Raw genomic sequence first — 16772 nt, 5'->3', positions numbered from 1 at the left:
GCCCCTCATGCACGCTTGCGGAAACCCAGCCACGCCACGGTGATCAACAGCAGCGCCGGCAACAGGTTGGCGAAGAGCGGCGACAAGCCGTAGACAGTGCCGAAGTTGACCATCGCCTTCTGCAGGAAATACCAGCCGATCGCCAGCAGCATGCCGACAAAGATGCGTTTGCCCAACCCGCCCGAGCGCATCGTGCCAAACGCAAACGGCATCGCGCACAGCACCAGCACCAGCGCGTTGAGCGGGTACAGCGCCCGGCCCCAGAACGCCACCGCGTACACGCCGGGGCTTTCGCCATTGCGCTTGAGATAGCGCATGTTGCGACGCAGGCCGCGCATGGACAGGTACTGCGGCAGGATCACCGACTGCGCCAGCACCTGCGGGTTGAGGCTCGACGGCCAGCTTTCGGCGGCCACTTGCGTGGTGTGCACGCCGCTGGCGTCGAGCGTGCTCACGCGCGCGTCGTGCAGGGTCCACTGGTGGCCGTCGTGGTCGGCGGTCTTGGCCCATTCGAAGCGGCTGAGCTGGCCGTCGGGCGTCAGCGTGAACACGCGCACGTCGGCCAGCTGCACAACGCTGCCGTGGCCTACCTCGCGCACCAGACTGCTGCGCGCATTGATGATGCGCTCACCGTCGCGCGCCCACAGCCCGCTGCCGGTGGTGCCGATGTTGCCGGACTTGATCCGCAACTGCATCGACTGCGCAAGCTGGTCGCCCCAGGGCGCGGCGGTTTCACCCAGGATCGCGACGCCCAGCACCAGCACCGCGATCACCCCGGTGGCCGAGGCCGCGATGCGCAGGCGCGACATGCCGGCCGCGCGCAGCGCGGTCAGTTCGCTGGTGGCGGCGAGCCCGCCCAGCCCCATCAGGCCGCCGATCACGGCGGCAAAGATGAACATCTCGTAGGCGCGCCGCGGCGTGGTCACCAGCACGTACACCGCCGCGTTCCCCAGCGTGAAACCGTGCTTGCCGACATGCCCGAGCTGGCGCAAAAACTGGGTGACCGCGTCGAACCCGGTCAGCACCAACCACACGCCGATGAGCGAGCCAAGCACGCTCAGCGCCACCAGCCGATCCACGCGCTTCACCGAAAGCCTCATGGGCTGCCCACCGCGACGGATCGGCTCGGCTTGCGCGGCGCGTGCTGGCGCCACCACAGCCAACCGGCAAAAGCGAGCATCAGCGCATGCAGCGCCCACAGCGGCCACTGGTTGTGCCAGTGCCCCTTGCCGATTTGCGCACGCCCAAGCGCAAGCAGCAGGTAGTAAAGATAAAAGCTCAACATCGCCAGCATCAGACGCCCGTAACGCGGCTCGCGTGGACTCTGGCGCGCGAGCGGCAGCGCCAGCATCAACATGACCAGCGTCAGCGCCGGCGCGTTGGTGCGCCAGGCAAGTTCCGCCTTGGCGTCGTGGCTGGTCGAACGCAGCAAGGCGAGCGTGGTCATGCTTTCGGCCGGGTCGTCGCTGTCATCGCTGGTCACCTCCGACAACGCGGTGTCGTTGCGCTGGTATTGCATGCGCCGCCAGTTGTCGCCACCAAGCGGAATGTCGTACTGCCAGCCGTCGCGGAACGAGATGAACCGATTGGCGCCGTTGCTCTCCTGATACAGTCGCCCGCTTTGTGCAGTGACCAGCTTGACGTGCTGGCGGCCATCCTCGCTGCCGCGCTGGGTGGCGACAAACGCGCGACCGAGGCGGGTGCCATCACGGCTGATCGCATCGACAAAGATGATGCCGCCCTTGCCCGGCAACTCGGTGAAGCGGCCCGCGTCCAGGCCGGCCGCGATCACCGAGCGGTTGGCCACGTTGATCAGGGTGCCACTCTCGCGCGCCGCCCACGGCCCCAGCCACAGCGACACCGCCGCGGTGAGCCCCACCAGCAACACCGCCAACAGCGCCACCGGACGCAGCACGTTCTCCGGTCCCATGCCGGACGCCATCAGCACGTGCATTTCGTTCTCGCGGTACATGCGCCCCAGGCCCATCAGCACGCCAACCAGGCTCGCCAGCGGCAACATGTTGGTGAGCCCTTCGAGCGTGCGCAGGCCGAGTACCTGAAACATCACGCTGGTGGGAAAGCTGCCCTTGGCCACCTGCTGCAGCACGGTGGCAAACGCGGTGCCGGCGACGATCACCATCAGCACCACCACGGTGGCGACAACGGTCTGCGTCAGCTCGCGCAGAAAATAGCGGTCGAGGATGTTCAGCATCGAATAGACGGATCGGCCAGCATGCGCGCCGATCGGGCCGGCGAGGCGCCAGTCTAGCCGGTTCGACTGCCCGCGCCGAACCGGCGCCGCGGTGCAAACGGCCGGGGTTCAGGCGTCGGCCCCATACCGTACTGGCGGCGCGACAGCCCCGCTGCTGCCCGCACATGCCGCGGCACGCGGCCTGCTACCCTCACTGCCTTGGCCCACCTGTCCTTTCACACCATGCCCCGCGCCGATTTTTACCTGATCGCCAAACCGCGTTTTCGCGAAGAGCCCTTGCGCCTGGTGTGCGAGCTGGCAAAACGCGCCTTCGCGGCCCAGCAGCCAGCGCTGATCCTTGCCCGCGACCACGCGCAGGCCGAGGCGGTGGACGAGCTGTTGTGGGCATTCGACGAGGATGCCTTCATCCCGCACCAGATCGCCGGCGACGAGGACGATGCGCAAACCGCCGTGCTGATTGCCCCGCCCGGTGTCGACACGCCGGATCGCCCGCTGGTGATCAACCTGCGCGAAGCCTGCGCCGAAGGCGGCTACCAGCGGGTGCTGGAAGTCGTGGCCGCCGACCCCGCCGAGCGCGCCGGTTCACGCACCCGCTGGCGCGAGTACCAGCAACGTGGGTTCGAGCTGGTGAAGAACGATATGTGAGGGGGCGGGATTCTGGATTCGAGATTCGGCTGGACTCGCGGCTTTTTCTAATCCCGAATCCCCAATCCCGGCTTCATGCCGGGTCAACCGCGATTGGCTCGACGTCCGCGCGGTCCGCATCCAGCACGCGGTTCAGCATGGCGGCCAACTCGGCGCCGGTGAGCGGCTTGCGCAGGAAACCATTCATGCCGGCGCGCTGGGCTTCGGCCTCGTCGGTGGCGGCGGAGCGCGCGGTGACGGCAATGATCGGCAGCTGCGCGCCGGCCGCATGCTGGCGCATCAGGCGCGCCACCTGGAAGCCATCGATGCCCGGCAGGTCGAGGTCGAGCAGCACCGCGTCGAGGCGGCCGCGCTCCAGCTCCACCAGCCCCTGCAAGCCATCGCCCACATGCACCACGTGCTGGCCCTGCGCCTGCAGCATGCCGACGATGACCGCCGCCACCGTCGGGTCGTCCTCCACCAGCAGCACCTGCAGACCGCGCCGCGCCGCACGGACACCGGGCGCCTGCGGCGGCAACGTCACCTCGTCGAGCGGCAGGCGCACGATGAAGCTGCTGCCGTGGCCGAGACGCGATTGCAGCTCGATGCTGCCGCCCATCATGGTCACCAACTCGCGGCAAATGGCGAGTCCCAGGCCGCTGCCGACGCGCCGTTGCGGGCTGTCCTCCTGCTCGAAGCGCTCGAACAGGCGGGCCTGGCTGGCCTCGGGAATGCCGGGCCCGGTGTCGATCACGCTGAAAACCAGCCATGCATCCGCACGCCGTGCGCGCAGCGTGACGCTGCCATGCTCGGTGAACTTGAGCGCATTGCCCACCAGGTTCAGCAGCACCTGCTTGATGCGCACCACATCACCGCGCACCTGCGCCGGCAGGCCCTCCACGTCGACCTCGAAGCGCAGGCCCTTGCTCCACGCCACGCCCTGTTCCAGCTGCGCCACCTCCTCCACCATCTGCCGCGGCGCGTAGGGGGCGATCTCCAGCGTGAACCGCCCGGCGTCGATGCGCACCAGGTCGAGTGCATCATTCAAGAGCTTGAGCAGCATGCCGCCGGAGCGTTGCATGGCCTGCGTATAGCCGCGTTGGCGATCGTCGAGCGGGGTATCGAGCAGCAACTCGGCCATGCCCATCACGCCCGTCATCGGGGTGCGGATTTCGTGGCTGAGCGTGGCCAGGAATTGGGTCTTCGCCGCACTGGTCTGCTCGGCCAGCACACGTGCCTGTTCGCTGAGCGCCATGCGGTGGCGCTGCGCGATGCGCCGTCGCCACGCCCACAGCATCCAGCCGGCCACCAGCACGAACGCCAGCGCGTACAGCGTCCATGCCCACCAGCGCAACCACGGCGGCGCATCCACGCGGATCTGCAACGGCACGTCAAGCCCGCCCCACCGCCCGCCGGCGCCGGCGGCTTCCACCCGCAGGATGTAGCGGCCGGGACGCAGGCCGACGAATTCGCGGTCGCCATGATTGCCGGTGTCCACCCAGCCGTCATCGAGGCCGGCGAGGCGGAAGCGGTAGCGGTTGGCACGCGGATCGACGTACGACAGCGCGCGCACGCTCACGCGCAGGTCGCGGTCGTTCCAGCCCAGGTGCACGTCGCGGGTGCTGGTGGGCAACTGCCGCACACCACGCTCGCCGCGCACGGCGATCGCGGTCACCGCCAGCAACGGGGTGACGGCGTGTTCGCGCAGGGTGAGCGGGTTGAAGCCGATCACCCCAGCCTGGTTGGCGGCGTAGAACGGGCCGCGCGGCGACAACTGCGCACCGTCGCTCTGGAACTCCTCGTTGGCCAACCCCTCCTGGCGCCCATAACGGCGAAACACGCCAGTGGCCGGTGCATAGCTGAGCAATCCGGTGCGGGTGAAGATCCACAGCTTGCCGGTGGCATCTTCCTCCAACCCCATGGTCACCGGGCTGTCCCAGCCCTGCGCCGCGCCGACGACGCGATCGCGCACCGCGCGCGCGCCGTCCCAGTGGTAGTGCTCGAGCGCATCCTCGCGCACCAGCCAGAACGGGCGGTCGAAGTCGGTGGCGCCCACTACGGTGCCGCGTGCAACGCCGGGGACGAAACCCATGCGGTCGAGATTGGCATCCCAGCGCAGCAGCCCCTCGGCGTTGGCGTACCACAGCACCCCGTGCCGGAAGGAAAGCACGCTCGGCGTGTCGTCCACATCGGTGGCATCGGGCGGCATCGGCACCGGCGTGACCACCGCCGTGCGCGTATCGAGCTTCACCACGCCGTACTTCAGGACGCTGACGTAGAGGTCGTCGCCGTTGCCCTGGGTCACGATGGCGGGCCGCCTCAGCATCGGGTTGCCGGCGGCAAACGTGCCCAGCTTGCCGCCCTGGTAGCGCCACAGCTGCCCGTGCGTGGTCGCCCACACCGTCTTGCCAGTGTCGAGGATGACGATCGCCTCCGAGCCGAGGTTGCCGGGAATGTGCTCCACCTTGCCGGTGGTCGGGTCGAGCTTGTCCAGTTTGCCGCGCTCGCCGACCCACAGCTTGCCGTCGGCGCTGGGCGCCACCACGCTGGCCATCACGTCGCGCAGGCTCGTCGGGTCGTCGGGGATGTGGGTGTAGCGCGAGAACCCTTCCCAACCTGGCCCGAGATAGGCCACCCCGCCATCGTAGAAGGTGAACCACATGCCGCCTTCACGATCCCTGACGACGCGCCACGTCCACTGCCCCGGCAAGCCGCCGACCAGCAGCGGCTGGCTGCCGAAACGATGCAGGCCGGTGGCCGGGTCATCCATCACCACCCCGTCCATGGTCGCCATCCACAACCGGCCGCTGGCGTCACGCGCGCTGTCGAACACGTAACCCTGCGGCATCTGGTCCAGGCTGAACTTGCGCCGCGCCACGCCATCGGCACCGATCGTCATCAATCCGGCGCGGGTGCCGATGCGCAGATGCTTGCCGCTGCCATTGATGCGCCAGATCTGCAACGAACCCTGCATCGAACCCCAATCCACCGGCACCCGGACGAAACGGCCGTCCGGCAGACGCTTGAGCAACAGCCCCGACCAGGTACCGATCCACAGCGTGCCATCGGCATCGAAATGCAGCGCGCCCACCAGCGAGTCGCGCACGTTGCCGGTGCCGCCGCCGATCGCCGGCAGGTAGGCCACGTGGGTGATGCGCTTGCCGTCCGGTGCCAGGCGGTCGAGGCCGCCACGGGTGCCGATCCACAAGCTGCCATCCGGCCCCAGGGCCAGCGCCGTCACCAGATCATTGGCAAGGCTGTGCGGATCGTGCGGATCATGCCGCCAGTGCTCGAACTTGCCAGTGGCCGGGTCGAGCCGGTCCACGCCGCTGTCGCCGGTGGCGATCCACACCCGATCGTCCCGCGCGCACACGAGTTGGGTGATGTCGTTGGACGACAGCGAATCGGGGTTGTCCGGCTCGTGCTTGTAGGTGCGGAACTCCACCCCGTCGTAGCGCGACAGCCCGCCGGAACCACCAAACCACATGAAGCCGCGGTGATCCTGCACTACTGCGTTGATCGACGAACTGGGCAGCCCGTCGGCCATGTCGAAATGGGTGAATTGCGGGGTCGGCAGCAGCGCTTCGGCCGGCTTCGCGGCGCTCGCTGCCGGCGCCGGAACGGGTACCTGCGCCGCGCCCGCCAGTGATGCCGCAGCCAGCCAGGCCCCCAGCGCAAGCGCAGCAAACATGGTGGACTCCCCGTGAACCCGCCGCATGATGCCAAAAGTCGGCGTGGCACGCGAGCCGCGGTCGGCCTGCGGCGCTGGCGCACCGGTCGTCGCCCGACAGGAACGCAGCGTTCGCCGGCATTGGCTGGCGCCCATGCCGACGATCGACCAGACTGCCGCCCCTTCCGCAAGCCATCCAGGGACGCGATCCATGTCACTGCGCAGCGACGACCAGCACTGGGGCATCCTGGCCAAGACCTTTCACTGGGGGCTGGCGCTGGCGATCCTCGGCAACGGCGTATTCGGTTTGGCGATGGATCTCGCGCACGGGCCGATGCAGAAGATCCAGTGGCTGGCGCTGCACAAGTCGGTCGGGCTCACGGTGCTGGGGTTGATGCTGCTGCGCCTGGCCTGGCGCAGCCGCGACCGCCGCCCGGTCGCCACCGCACCGCGCTGGCAGCAGCTTGCGGCGCGCGCCACGCACGCCACGCTGTACCTGCTTGCGCTGGCGATCCCGCTCACCGGCTGGTGGTTCAACTCGCTGGCCGGCAAACCGTAGCAGTGGTTCAAGCAATTCAACCTGCCGGCGCTCGCGATGCCCGGCGACGCCCTCGCGGACACCGCGCACCTGGTGCACAAATCACTGTTTCTGCTGCTGGCGCTGGTACTGGTGCTGCACGTGGGTGCCGCGCTCAAGCATCACGTTTTCGACCACGACGATGTGCTGCGGCGCATGTTGCCATTCGGGCGCCCGCACGCAGGCCGCGCCACCACCGGAGAAGAACCATGACCCGTCTGTCCGCGCGGCTCGCCGCCGTGCTGCTTGCGCTGGCCCTGCCGGCTACCACGCTGGCCACCGACTACACGGTGCAACCCGGCAGCACACTGGGCTTCACCGGCACGTTCCAGGGCGCGGCTTTCCACGGCAGTTTCAAGACGTGGCAGGCGACGATCCGCTACGACCCGGCGCAGCTCGCGCAGGCAAAGTTCGATGTGACCGTGCAGCTCGCCAGCGTCGCGGTGCGGGACAAGGATCAGCAAGCCGCCCTGCCCGGTGCGGATTTCTTCGACGTGGCGCGTCATCCCAGCGCGCGGTTCGTCACCACCGGTCTGCACGCAGTGGGCGGCAAGGTGGTGGCCGACGGCACCCTCACGCTGCGCGGTGTGAGCAAGCCGGTGCGCCTCGCGGTGACGTTCACGCCCAACGGCAACCGGGCCACGCCCGATGTTTCCAGCGTGCTCAAACGGCTGGATTTCGGCGTGGGCCGTGGTGACTTCGCGGATACCTCGGTGATCGGCGCCGACGTGACGGTGCAGGCGCACCTGCTGCTTCAAGCACGGTGAACCATCGCCGGCGACCGCCGCGGGCGCCGACCTTCAAGCATCCACGCCGAGGGGCGGCGCAAACGCAAACCCCAATTCGTTCGTGACCGCCGCCACCCGCTGCGCCAGCGCCTCCAGCTCGGCGCTGCGCGGCGCCACCCGCGAGCGGCCATCCAGCGTGCATTGCAGTGCGCGCTGCAGCAGCGTCGCGTGCGCGCCGGCCAGTGTGTCGGTCTGGACCATGGTCAGCAACCCGGCTTCACGGCAGGCGCGCAGCAGGCCACTGTTCGCGGTGGAAGCCAGCAGCTCCGGGTACTGCGCGGCATGCGCCAGCACCAGACCCTGCAGCGCAAACGCGATGTCGAGCAGGGTGCCGTAGCCCTGCTTGAGATCGAGCTGGGCGGCGTCGGAGCGGTCCCGTTGCGCGCGCCAGCGACGGCGCATCTCGCTCACTTCGGCCAGCACCCGCGCGGTGTCGCGCGGCGCGCCGAGGATCGCACGCCGTACCTCGGCCAGCCGCTCGCCAAGCGCGGCGTCGCCGGCCACCGGGCGCGCGCGCAGCAAGGCCTGGTGCTCCCACGTCCACGCCCGGCTTTGCTGATAGGCCACGAAGGCGTCGAAGCTGCTCACCAAAAGGCCTTTGGAACCGTCCGGACGCAGGCGCGTGTCCACCTCGTACAGGTGGCCCGCGCGGGTGGAAACGGCAAGCCAGTTCATCACCCGCTGCGCGAGGCGCTGGTACCAGCGCACGCCTTCGATCGGGCGCTCTCCATCACTCGTCGCCCGGGCGCGCTCGCCGTCGTAGACGAACACCAGGTCGAGATCGGACGCAAAACCCAGCTCCTGTCCGCCGAGGCTGCCATAACCCAGCACCGCGAAGCCGAGGCCCGCGCCGGGCAGGCTGCCGTGCTGCGCCGCCAACTCGCGCGCGGCGAGCCGGGTGATCGCACCCACCACCGACTCGGCCAGCGCCGCCAGCCGGCGCGCGGTGGCCGCGGCGTCCGCACGGCCATCGTTGAACGCGAGGCCCAGCCGGAACGCGGTGGACGACTGGAACTCGTTGATCCGCTCCAGCTCCTGCTCGGTGCCGTGGTCGTCCAGCGCCGCCAGCACGCGGACGATTTCGGCGGCGATGTCGGCCCGCCGCAACGGCAACTGGTCGATGCGTGGGTCGAGCACGTCATCCAGCAGCAACGGCTGGGCGATCACCTGCTCGGCCAGGAGGCCGCTGTCGGCAAACACGTCGGCCAGCCGCTTGCGCGCGGCCGGCTGTTCTTCCAGCAAGGCCAGATAGGAGGATCGCCGCGCCACCGCCTGCACCAGCCGGCACAGGCGCAGCAGGCAGGCGACCGGTGCGGCACTGTCGCGCGCGGCGCCAATCAGCTGCGGCATCAGGTGGTCGAGTCGTTCGCGCGCGCGCGCCGACATGCCGCGCACCGACCCCGCCAGCGGTAGTTTGCCGAGCGCATCCGCCACGCCTTCGCCGGGCGCGAAGCCGCTGGCGGCCAGCGTGCCGGCCGCCAGCGAGGCGTCGCACGCGGCCTGCCACAGCGCAGTATCGGCAGCCGGCGCGCCGGTGGTGTGCCCGCCGTGCGGCATCAGCGCTTCGGCAAACTCCTCGGCGACGATCCCGCGGTGTCGCGCCAACGTTTCCGCCAACCCTTCCCACCCAGGCCAGCCCAACCCCAGCGCGATGCGCTCACGGCTCAGCGCATCGTCGGGAATGTCGTGGGTTTGCGCGTCGCGCAGCATTTGCAGGCGGTTTTCCAGCCGGCGCAAAAACACGTACGCCTCGCGCAGCACCTTGGCGCGCGCCGCCGGAATGTGCCCGCGCGCCGCGCATACGGTGAGCGCCGGCAACAGGCCGCGCACGCGCAGCGCCGGCTCGCGGCCGCCGCGAATGAGCTGGTTGAGCTGCACGATGAATTCGATCTCGCGGATGCCGCCCGATCCAAGTTTGATGTTGCCGGAGAGGTCCTTGCGCGCAACCTCGGCGTCGATCAGCGCCTTCATTTCGCGCAGGCCGGCAAACGCGGTGTAGTCGAGGTACTTGCGATAGATGAACGGCCGCAGGAGTTCCTGCAACTGCTTGCCGGCGAGTGCCCCACCGGCAACCACGCGCGCCTTGATCCACGCGTAGCGCTCCCAGTCGCGGCCTTCGCGCTGGTAGTACTGCTCGATCGCCGCAAACGACAGCGCAAGGCGTCCGGCGTTGCCGAACGGACGCAGACGCAAATCCACCCGCGCGCAGATGCCGTCGCGCGTGGGCTCGGCCAGCAGGCGCACCAGTTGGCGCCCGAGGCGCACGAAATACTCGCCGTTGTCGAGCGCGCGCGCGCCGTCGCTTTGCCCGCCGTGCGGATAGGCGAACATGAGGTCGATGTCGGAGGAAAAATTGAGCTCGGCGCCGCCGAGCTTGCCGAAGCCGACCACGATCAGACGCTGCGCCTCGCCGGTGCGGCTGCGCGGCGTGCCGTAGCGCGCGGTGGTGGCGCGCTCGGACCAGGCCAGCGCGCGATCCAGCAGCACCTCGTACAGCACGCTGGTGGCAGACAGCGTCTCGGGCAGCTCGTCCAGCTGGTTGACGTCGCGAAACACCAGCCGCAACGCTTCGGCATGGCGAAAGCGCCGCAGCGTTGCCATCGCCTGCGCCTCGTCCTCGGCCAACTTGAGCGTCTCCGCCCGCGGCCCCGCATCGGCGCTGGCGCGCAGGCGCTCGATCCCGGCCGGCGCCAGCAGCTGCGGCTGGGCACGCCATGCCTCGAAGGCAAAATCGCTGGCCAGCAGGGTGGCGCGAATGCGCTCGGCGACGCCGGCGTCATCGTGCAACGGCACGCCGGCTGCGCGGCAGCGCGCCGCAAGCTCGGCGTAACGATCGTCGACCAGCGCCTGCAGTTCGGGGGTGGCGGTAACGGGCATGCCGGCATTGTGCCGCAAAGCGTTTGCCGGCTTGGCCTGATCTTTATCCATGACAACGGCATGAACGGTTCATGTCAGTATCGTTACGCTGCCCTTCCGCTTCATGACCCGCCGAGCCCTGCTCGCACGACCCGGTAATGCCATGACCCCATCGCTTGCCACACGCCTGCGTCCGCTGTTGCCCCTCGCCCGGGTGCTCGCCGGTGCGCTGGCGTTCGTGCTGCTGACCGGCCTCGTCGATGGCGGCGCAGGCGTGCTGCCGTGGCGGCTGCTGGATCAGGCGCGCTATCCGCTGGCCAATGCCCTGCCGGGTCTGCTGCTGGCGGGCCTCCTGCTGGTGGCGACGCGGCGCCTGCTGCTGGCGTTCGGCCTCGCATTCCTGCTGCAGGGGGTGGTCTACGCGGTCAACGCGCTCAAGGTGGCCAACCTCGGCGTGCCGTTGCTGCCAGCCGATTTCCAGATGGTGGGCCAATTGCGCCGCGGCGGCTGGCACCTTTTGGCGGGGTACCTGCCGGGCAGTCCGTGGCCATGGCTGGCACTGCTGGCGACCAGCATCATTGCCGTGCTGGCGTGGCAACACGAACCGGCGCTGTGCGCCCGGCGCACCGGCGGCAAACGGCTCCTGGCGGGCGGCATGCTGGGGCTGGCGCTGGGCAGCCTGCTCGGCGGCTGGGGTGGCTGGACCAGGCTCTACAACGGCAGCGTGTTGTGGTTGGAGCCGTGGTCGGCCAGCGCCACCCGCGTGCAGTCCGGCCTCATCAGCGAGCTGCTGCTGTTCCGCCAGCAGTATGCGCAGAAGAAACTGCGCCCCGACCGCGCCATCGCACAACAACTGATCGACCAATCCACGCCCGAGCTGCGCACCAGCCTGCTGCTGCCGACGGCGGCCGTGCTGCCCGACATCGTCGTGGTGCAGAGCGAATCCTTCTTCGACCCGCGCCGCCTGCACGGCTTCGAGGCCGCCGATCTCACGCCCAACCTCGATCGTCTTGCCGCACGCGGCGCCAGCGGCGCACTGCACGTGCCGACCTTTGGCGGCGGCACCATCCGCACCGAGTTCGAGATGCTCACCGGGCTGTCGCTGCGCTACTTCGACACGCTGCAGTTTCCCTACCTGCAGATGAGCCACCAGCGCGTGCCAAGTCTGGTGCAGGTACTGGCGGCGCACGGCTACGCCACCACCGCGCTGCACGGCAACGACCCCGGTTTCTGGAACCGCACCACGGCGTTCAAGACGCTGGGGTTCGAGCGCTTCGTGTCGCAAGCGGCGTTCCCCGCCAACGCGCCGAACGACGGCAAATACATGGCGGATCGCGCATTGACCGACGAGATTGCGCAGCAGCTCAAGGACGACGGCCCGCCGCAATTCGTGTTCGCGATCAGCATCGAGGCGCATGGCCCGTACGATGTCGACCCCGCCGACACTGCCGCGCGCGACGCGATCGAAGTGCCGGCAGCCATCGTCGGCAAGGATCGCGTCGAGCTGCAGAATTACCTCCACCACCTGCGCCACGCCGACGCCGAACTCGGGCGGCTGGCCGACCTGCTCGCGCGGCGCACGCGCCCGACCCTGCTGCTGTTCTACGGCGACCACCTGCCGGGGTTGGCGGGGAGCTACCGCACGCTGGGTTTCGTCGATGGCGGCGACATGCTGGTGCAGCCTAGCCATTGGCTGCTGGTGGATGTCCACGCGCAGGCGCCGGCCACCCAGGCGGATACCGCTGCCTGGCTGCTGCCGGGCAAGCTGCTGGCCACGGCCGGCATCCACGACGATCCCTACTTTGCGCTGACCACGCTGGTCGGCCCGGAGCTGGCCGCGCTTACTCGTGCCCCCGGCAGCCCCGACCGCCCCGGTGCGCGCACCGGCGCCATGCTGCGCAATCTCGACCAGCCAATGGCCAGCATCCAGCAGCTGCGCCTCGCGCACAAACTCGATCCGCTGCTGGCGCACGTCCGCGAAGGGTCGCCCAACGAACGGCTTGCCCATTCGCTGGACGCGACCCCGGCTCCACTGCCGCAGGCGCAGCTGATGCGCTGAGCCGTGAAGAGGCGCGTGGGCGACCACCCGCACGCGCCGATACAATCGCCCCATGCTCAACAACGACATCCTGCGCGGCGTGCGCTACATGCTCGATCTGCCGGACGGCAAGCTCGTTCACATCATCGGGCAGGCCGGGCTTGCCGTGGACGCCAACGATGTCGCTGCCTGGCTCCAGCGCGAGGACGAACCCGGCTACCGCGACTGCCCCGACCAGGCGCTGGCGCATTTTCTCGACGGGCTGATCGTGCACCTGCGCGGTCGCGACGAAAGCCGACCGCCGCAGCCAGTGGCCAGGCGCGTCGGCAACAACCTGGTGCTGAAAAAGCTGCGGGTGGCCTTTGAGCTGCGCGACGACGACCTGCACGCGATCCTCGCGACGGCGGGCTTTCCGCTGTCCAAGCCGGAGCTGTCGGCGCTGTTCCGCAAGCCCGGCCATCCCAACTACCGCCCGTGCGGCGACCAATTGCTGCGACATTTTTTGCGCGGCCTGACCCAGCGCCTGCGGAGCTGACGATGCTGTTCGATCTGGCCTTCTACACCCTGGGTGCGCTGCTGATCGTCGGCGGGCTGGTCGGCACCGTGTTGCCGGCGCTGCCGGGCATCCCGATGGTGTTTGGCGGCATCTGGCTGATTGCGGCGGTGGACAACTACCAGCATCTCGGGCTGTGGTGGCTGCTCTTCATCGGTGCGCTGGGCGCCTTCGGCGTGCTGGTCGATTTCGTCGCCGGCACGCTCGGCGCCAAACGCGTCGGTGCCAGCAAGCGCGCGTTGTGGGGCGCCACGCTCGGCACCTTCCTCGGCATGTTTTTCGGCATCCCCGGCATCCTGATCGGACCGTTTGCCGGCGCCCTGATCGGCGAGCTGTCCTCAGGTACCAGCGTGCTGCGCAGCGCCAACGTGGGCGCGGCCACCTGGGTCGGCCTGCTCGCCGGGGCCCTGGTGAAACTGGTGATTTCGCTGGTGATGGTCGGTCTGTTCGGCCTGGCCATGCTGATGGGCTAGGAGCCGCCTCTAGGCTACCGGCAGCACGTAGAACAAGACTGCAAAGTAATGCAGCACGCTGCCCGCCAGCACGAAGGCGTGCCACAGCGCATGCTGGAACGGCAGTCGGCGCCACAGGTAGAACGGTACGCCCAAGGTATAGGCCAGGCCGCCGGCAATCAGCAGCGTCATGCCGCCGGTTTGCAGCTCGGCGGCCAGCGGCTTGAACGCGAGCATGCCGATCCAGCCCATGCCGACGTAAAGCAGCACGGCAAGCGAGCGGTAGCGGCGAAACCAGCCGAGTTCCAGTACGCTGCCAACCACCGCCAACGTCCACACCGCCGCAAACAGGCCCCAGCCCCACGCACCGGAAAGCGCCATCAGCGTGAACGGCGTGTAGGTGCCGGCAATCAGCAGGTAGATCGCGATGTGGTCCAGCGTGCGCAGCACCGGCTTGGCGCGCATCAGCGGAATGGCGTGGTACAGCGTGGAGGCGGTGTACAAAAGGATCAGTGTGGCGCCATACACCGCGCTCGCCGTCACCGCGCGCGCGCCGCCGTGCAGCGCGGCAAACGCCACCAACGTGGTCAACCCGCCAATGCTGAGCACAATGCCGATGCCATGCAGCACGCAGCTGGCAAGTTCGTCGCCGCGGCGGTAGCGCGGCAAGGCAAGCGTGGCGGTGGTCATGGTCGCTCCGGCCAAGAGTGGCGAGACATCGAAAGGCCACCATACCGAACCGAACGGCGTGCCGCCAGCGCGCAAGTCAAACGCTCGTGTGAAAACCGCTTCACCGCGCCTGCACGCGGCGTGGATGCACGGCCGCGCAGATTATCAGCACGGGTGTTTTCCCATTCCCCGACACCCGCGTTACGCCCCACCTCCCCGTGGGGCTTTTTTTGGCCGGTGCTTACGGTGGTTTAACGGCGCGCATGCTCCACTGCGCCGACATATCGACGATGGAGCCACTCATGGGGCAACGCATGCATGGGCTGAAGACCTTGCGCGATATCGTGCTCGAATACGGCATGGCGGCGCACCCCGACCTTGCCGCCATGGCGCGCGAACTCGGCCGCGTCGTGCATCGCAATGGCGCCGTCATTGCCCGCCGGCTGAACACCCTGCAACGCCATTGCGGCGTCAGCGGCTACTGGTCGCTGGCGCGCCAGCGCCAGCCTGCGCTGCACGTGGCGGTGAAGGCATGGCCCACCGGCGCGCCGGTACCGTTGTGCGGGCAGGCCGGTGACTGGGAGCTGGAGCTGGCCCTGCACGGTGCACTGGCATTGGAAACCTGGCGACGCGACCCCTTGACCGGCTCCCTGGTGGCACACGGCCGCGACTGGCTTGGTCCCGGCGATGCGCGCTGGTTCGAGCACGACGCTGCCCTGGTGCACCGTTGCCGCAACCTGTCGCGGCGGGAAACCGCCTATACCTTGCACGTGTGCCGCAGCGCCGACGCAAGTCACCGCGACATCCCCGGCGGCGAGACGGCAGGGTGGCTGCCACCGGCCCTTGCCGGCCCGCGTCGCATCGCCTCCTGACGCCCCCGCCGGACACCGCGCCGATGCATCGACGGATCGCCATCATCGGCGGTGGCGCTGCCGCCGCGACCTTGCTCGGCGAGTTGCTTGGCCGCGAGGTGCCCCAGCCACTCCACATCGACTGGTATACAGGTACTGGCGTACCGGGCCGCGGCGTGGCCTATGCCAACCCGTCGCCCCGCCTGCTGCTCAACGTGCGCGCGGCGTCGATGGGCCTGTTTGCCGGCAAGCCGCAGGGTTTTCTCGATTTCGTGCAGCGCGCCGACGCCAGCGTGCGCGGCACCGATTTCGTGCCGCGCTGGCGTTACGGCGACTATCTCGAAGACGAAGTGCGCCGCGCGCTGGCGCACGGCGAGGCGCGCGGCCACGACGTGCAAAGCGTGCCGCTGTGCGCCGACGCCTTGGTGCCCGAAGCCTCCGGCGTCACCGTGGTCTGTGGCGACGATGCCCGCCCCGTCGATGCCGCGGTGCTCGCCATTGGCAGCCTGCCGCCGCACCCGCTGGCCGGCGTGAGTGCCGCGGCGCGGGCCAGCGGCCGGTATGCCGTCGATCCGTGGTTGCTGCTGACGAACGAGCCCGCGCCGTCGGCCGAGGTGATCGTGATCGGCATGGGGCTGACCGCCATTGACGTGATCCTGGAGCTGGCGGCGCGTTGGCCGGCCACGCGCTTCACCGCGCTGTCGCGCCACGGCCACTGGCCGGAGCCACACCTGCCCACCATGGCGATCCCGAGCAACGATGGCAGCGAGCTGGTGGAAGGGCTGCTGGAAGATGCCGACCTGTGGCGCTGGATGCACCTGCTGCGCGAAACCATGGGGCTGGAAGACGACTGGCGCAGCGTATTTGACAGCCTGCGCCCCCACGCCGCACTGCTGTGGGCACAACTGCCGAGTGCGCAACGCGCACGTTTTCTGCGCCACGCGCACTGGGCATGGGAGCGCGCCCGGCACCGCATGCCGGTGCCCGTGGTGATGGCCGTCGCCGAGCTGGAACGCAGTGGCCGCCTCACCCACCGGCGCGGCCGCGTGCGCAGCGTCGAGGTCGATGCAGATGGCGCCACACTGGCGTTGACCCTGCAGGCGCCCGGCCCCGGTGCGCCGGACCAGCTGCATGCCGGCCTCGTCGTGCAGGCCACCGGCATGACGTTCGACGCGCGCCACACCACCCACCCGCTGTTGCGCCAGATGGTGCTGAACCGCCACGTGGTGCCCGATCCGCTCGGGCTCGGACTGGTTGCCACGCCCGACTGCCGGCTGTGCCATCCGGGCGGCGCGTGGCCGCACCTGTTCGCGCTCGGCAGCCTGTTGCGCGGTACGCTGTGGGAGTCCACCGCCATGCCGGAGATCTGCCAGCAGGCGCGCGCCGTGGTCGACCAGTTGCTGGCGGACTGAGTGCGGGGAACGGATTATCCGGCTTGCGGCCACCGCCCACCGCCGACCTGCCTGTCTTCATCCGCCATGG

At 69.1% G+C, this 16772-nt stretch carries 12 protein-coding genes and 1 pseudogene; 8 read left to right on the top strand and 5 right to left on the bottom strand.

Annotated elements, in window-relative coordinates; genetic code table 11:
• Positions 1–5 precede the first annotated feature (5 nt).
• Positions 6–1100 (bottom strand): LPS export ABC transporter permease LptG, encoded by a 1095-nt coding sequence (gene lptG, locus AC3WP6_RS03800; RefSeq protein WP_492626467.1) that lies wholly within the window; start codon positions 1098–1100, stop codon positions 6–8.
• Complete coding sequence (gene lptF, locus AC3WP6_RS03795; protein WP_492626466.1) at positions 1097–2212, bottom strand: LPS export ABC transporter permease LptF; 1116 nt, start codon at positions 2210–2212, stop codon at positions 1097–1099. Before lptF ends, lptG begins: the two co-directional genes overlap by 4 nt.
• 222 nt (positions 2213–2434) lie before the next feature.
• Between lptF and AC3WP6_RS03790 the strand changes: the two genes are divergently transcribed.
• Positions 2435–2857 (top strand): DNA polymerase III subunit chi, encoded by a 423-nt coding sequence (locus tag AC3WP6_RS03790; protein WP_492626465.1) that lies wholly within the window; start codon positions 2435–2437, stop codon positions 2855–2857.
• A 73-nt stretch (positions 2858–2930) separates the two neighbouring features.
• Here the strand turns inward: AC3WP6_RS03790 and AC3WP6_RS03785 are convergent, their stop codons facing one another.
• A complete protein-coding gene (locus AC3WP6_RS03785; protein ID WP_492626464.1) occupies positions 2931–6527 on the bottom strand; it encodes a hybrid sensor histidine kinase/response regulator in 3597 nt (1198 codons plus the stop codon).
• Between the two features lie 25 nt (positions 6528–6552).
• On the opposite strand from AC3WP6_RS03785, the pseudogene AC3WP6_RS03780 reads away from it, so the two are divergent.
• A pseudogene (locus AC3WP6_RS03780) lies at positions 6553–7296 on the top strand (cytochrome b).
• On the top strand, positions 7293–7850 hold the full coding sequence (locus tag AC3WP6_RS03775; RefSeq protein ID WP_492626463.1) for a YceI family protein: 558 nt from the start codon (positions 7293–7295) through the stop codon (positions 7848–7850). The pseudogene AC3WP6_RS03780 and the gene AC3WP6_RS03775 overlap by 4 nt, the downstream one beginning before the upstream one ends.
• 33 nt (positions 7851–7883) lie before the next feature.
• On the opposite strand, the gene glnE is transcribed toward AC3WP6_RS03775, so the two are convergent.
• Positions 7884–10748: a bifunctional [glutamate--ammonia ligase]-adenylyl-L-tyrosine phosphorylase/[glutamate--ammonia-ligase] adenylyltransferase gene (glnE, locus tag AC3WP6_RS03770; protein ID WP_492626462.1), complete on the bottom strand. Its 2865-nt coding sequence runs from the start codon at positions 10746–10748 to the stop codon at positions 7884–7886.
• Between the two features lie 142 nt (positions 10749–10890).
• Here glnE and AC3WP6_RS03765 point away from each other — a divergent pair, with 142 nt between their 5' ends.
• The 3 genes from AC3WP6_RS03765 to AC3WP6_RS03755 are packed head-to-tail and all read left to right on the top strand — an operon-like array spanning position 10891 to position 13791.
• Positions 10891–12786 carry an LTA synthase family protein gene (locus AC3WP6_RS03765; RefSeq protein ID WP_492626461.1) on the top strand — a complete coding sequence of 632 codons (1896 nt, stop codon included), beginning with the start codon at positions 10891–10893 and terminating at the stop codon, positions 12784–12786.
• 52 nt (positions 12787–12838) lie between these two features.
• Positions 12839–13300 (top strand): YehS family protein, encoded by a 462-nt coding sequence (locus AC3WP6_RS03760; RefSeq protein ID WP_492626460.1) that lies wholly within the window; start codon positions 12839–12841, stop codon positions 13298–13300.
• 2 nt (positions 13301–13302) lie between these two features.
• Positions 13303–13791 carry a DUF456 domain-containing protein gene (locus AC3WP6_RS03755; RefSeq protein WP_492626459.1) on the top strand — a complete coding sequence of 163 codons (489 nt, stop codon included), beginning with the start codon at positions 13303–13305 and terminating at the stop codon, positions 13789–13791.
• Between the two features lie 9 nt (positions 13792–13800).
• Here AC3WP6_RS03755 and trhA read toward each other — a convergent pair whose 3' ends face one another.
• Positions 13801–14460, bottom strand: coding sequence for a PAQR family membrane homeostasis protein TrhA (gene trhA / locus AC3WP6_RS03750; RefSeq protein WP_492626458.1), 660 nt, complete (start codon positions 14458–14460; stop codon positions 13801–13803).
• A gap of 281 nt (positions 14461–14741) precedes the next feature.
• On the opposite strand from trhA, the gene AC3WP6_RS03745 reads away from it, so the two are divergent.
• Together AC3WP6_RS03745 and AC3WP6_RS03740 are read left to right on the top strand one after the other, a co-directional pair.
• Positions 14742–15311, top strand: a complete 570-nt coding sequence (locus tag AC3WP6_RS03745) for a cysteine dioxygenase (RefSeq protein WP_492626457.1) — start codon at positions 14742–14744, stop codon at positions 15309–15311.
• Positions 15312–15334: 23 nt separating this feature from the next.
• Complete coding sequence (locus tag AC3WP6_RS03740) at positions 15335–16702, top strand: FAD/NAD(P)-binding protein (RefSeq protein ID WP_492626456.1); 1368 nt, start codon at positions 15335–15337, stop codon at positions 16700–16702.
• Positions 16703–16772: the final 70 nt, after the last annotated feature.

It is taken from the genome of Rhodanobacter sp. FW106-HT46G03, assembly GCF_058789895.1.
Note: the sequence above shows the minus strand (reverse complement) of the source record. Positions and strands in the feature narration are given on the sequence as shown.

Excerpts from the sequence above, each read along its gene's own strand:
- AC3WP6_RS03790 (WP_492626465.1), top strand. The coding sequence starts at position 2,435 with ATGCCCCGCGCCGATTTTTACCTGATCGCCAAACCGCGTTTTCGCGAA.
- AC3WP6_RS03765 (WP_492626461.1), top strand. The coding sequence starts at position 10,891 with ATGACCCCATCGCTTGCCACACGCCTGCGTCCGCTGTTGCCCCTCGCC.
- glnE (WP_492626462.1), bottom strand. The coding sequence starts at position 10,748 with ATGCCCGTTACCGCCACCCCCGAACTGCAGGCGCTGGTCGACGATCGT.
- lptF (WP_492626466.1), bottom strand. The coding sequence starts at position 2,212 with ATGCTGAACATCCTCGACCGCTATTTTCTGCGCGAGCTGACGCAGACC.
- AC3WP6_RS03740 (WP_492626456.1), top strand. The coding sequence starts at position 15,335 with ATGCATCGACGGATCGCCATCATCGGCGGTGGCGCTGCCGCCGCGACC.
- AC3WP6_RS03745 (WP_492626457.1), top strand. The coding sequence starts at position 14,742 with ATGGGGCAACGCATGCATGGGCTGAAGACCTTGCGCGATATCGTGCTC.
- AC3WP6_RS03785 (WP_492626464.1), bottom strand. The coding sequence starts at position 6,527 with ATGTTTGCTGCGCTTGCGCTGGGGGCCTGGCTGGCTGCGGCATCACTG.
- AC3WP6_RS03760 (WP_492626460.1), top strand. The coding sequence starts at position 12,839 with ATGCTCAACAACGACATCCTGCGCGGCGTGCGCTACATGCTCGATCTG.
- lptG (WP_492626467.1), bottom strand. The coding sequence starts at position 1,100 with ATGAGGCTTTCGGTGAAGCGCGTGGATCGGCTGGTGGCGCTGAGCGTG.
- AC3WP6_RS03775 (WP_492626463.1), top strand. The coding sequence starts at position 7,293 with ATGACCCGTCTGTCCGCGCGGCTCGCCGCCGTGCTGCTTGCGCTGGCC.
- trhA (WP_492626458.1), bottom strand. The coding sequence starts at position 14,460 with ATGACCACCGCCACGCTTGCCTTGCCGCGCTACCGCCGCGGCGACGAA.
- AC3WP6_RS03755 (WP_492626459.1), top strand. The coding sequence starts at position 13,303 with ATGCTGTTCGATCTGGCCTTCTACACCCTGGGTGCGCTGCTGATCGTC.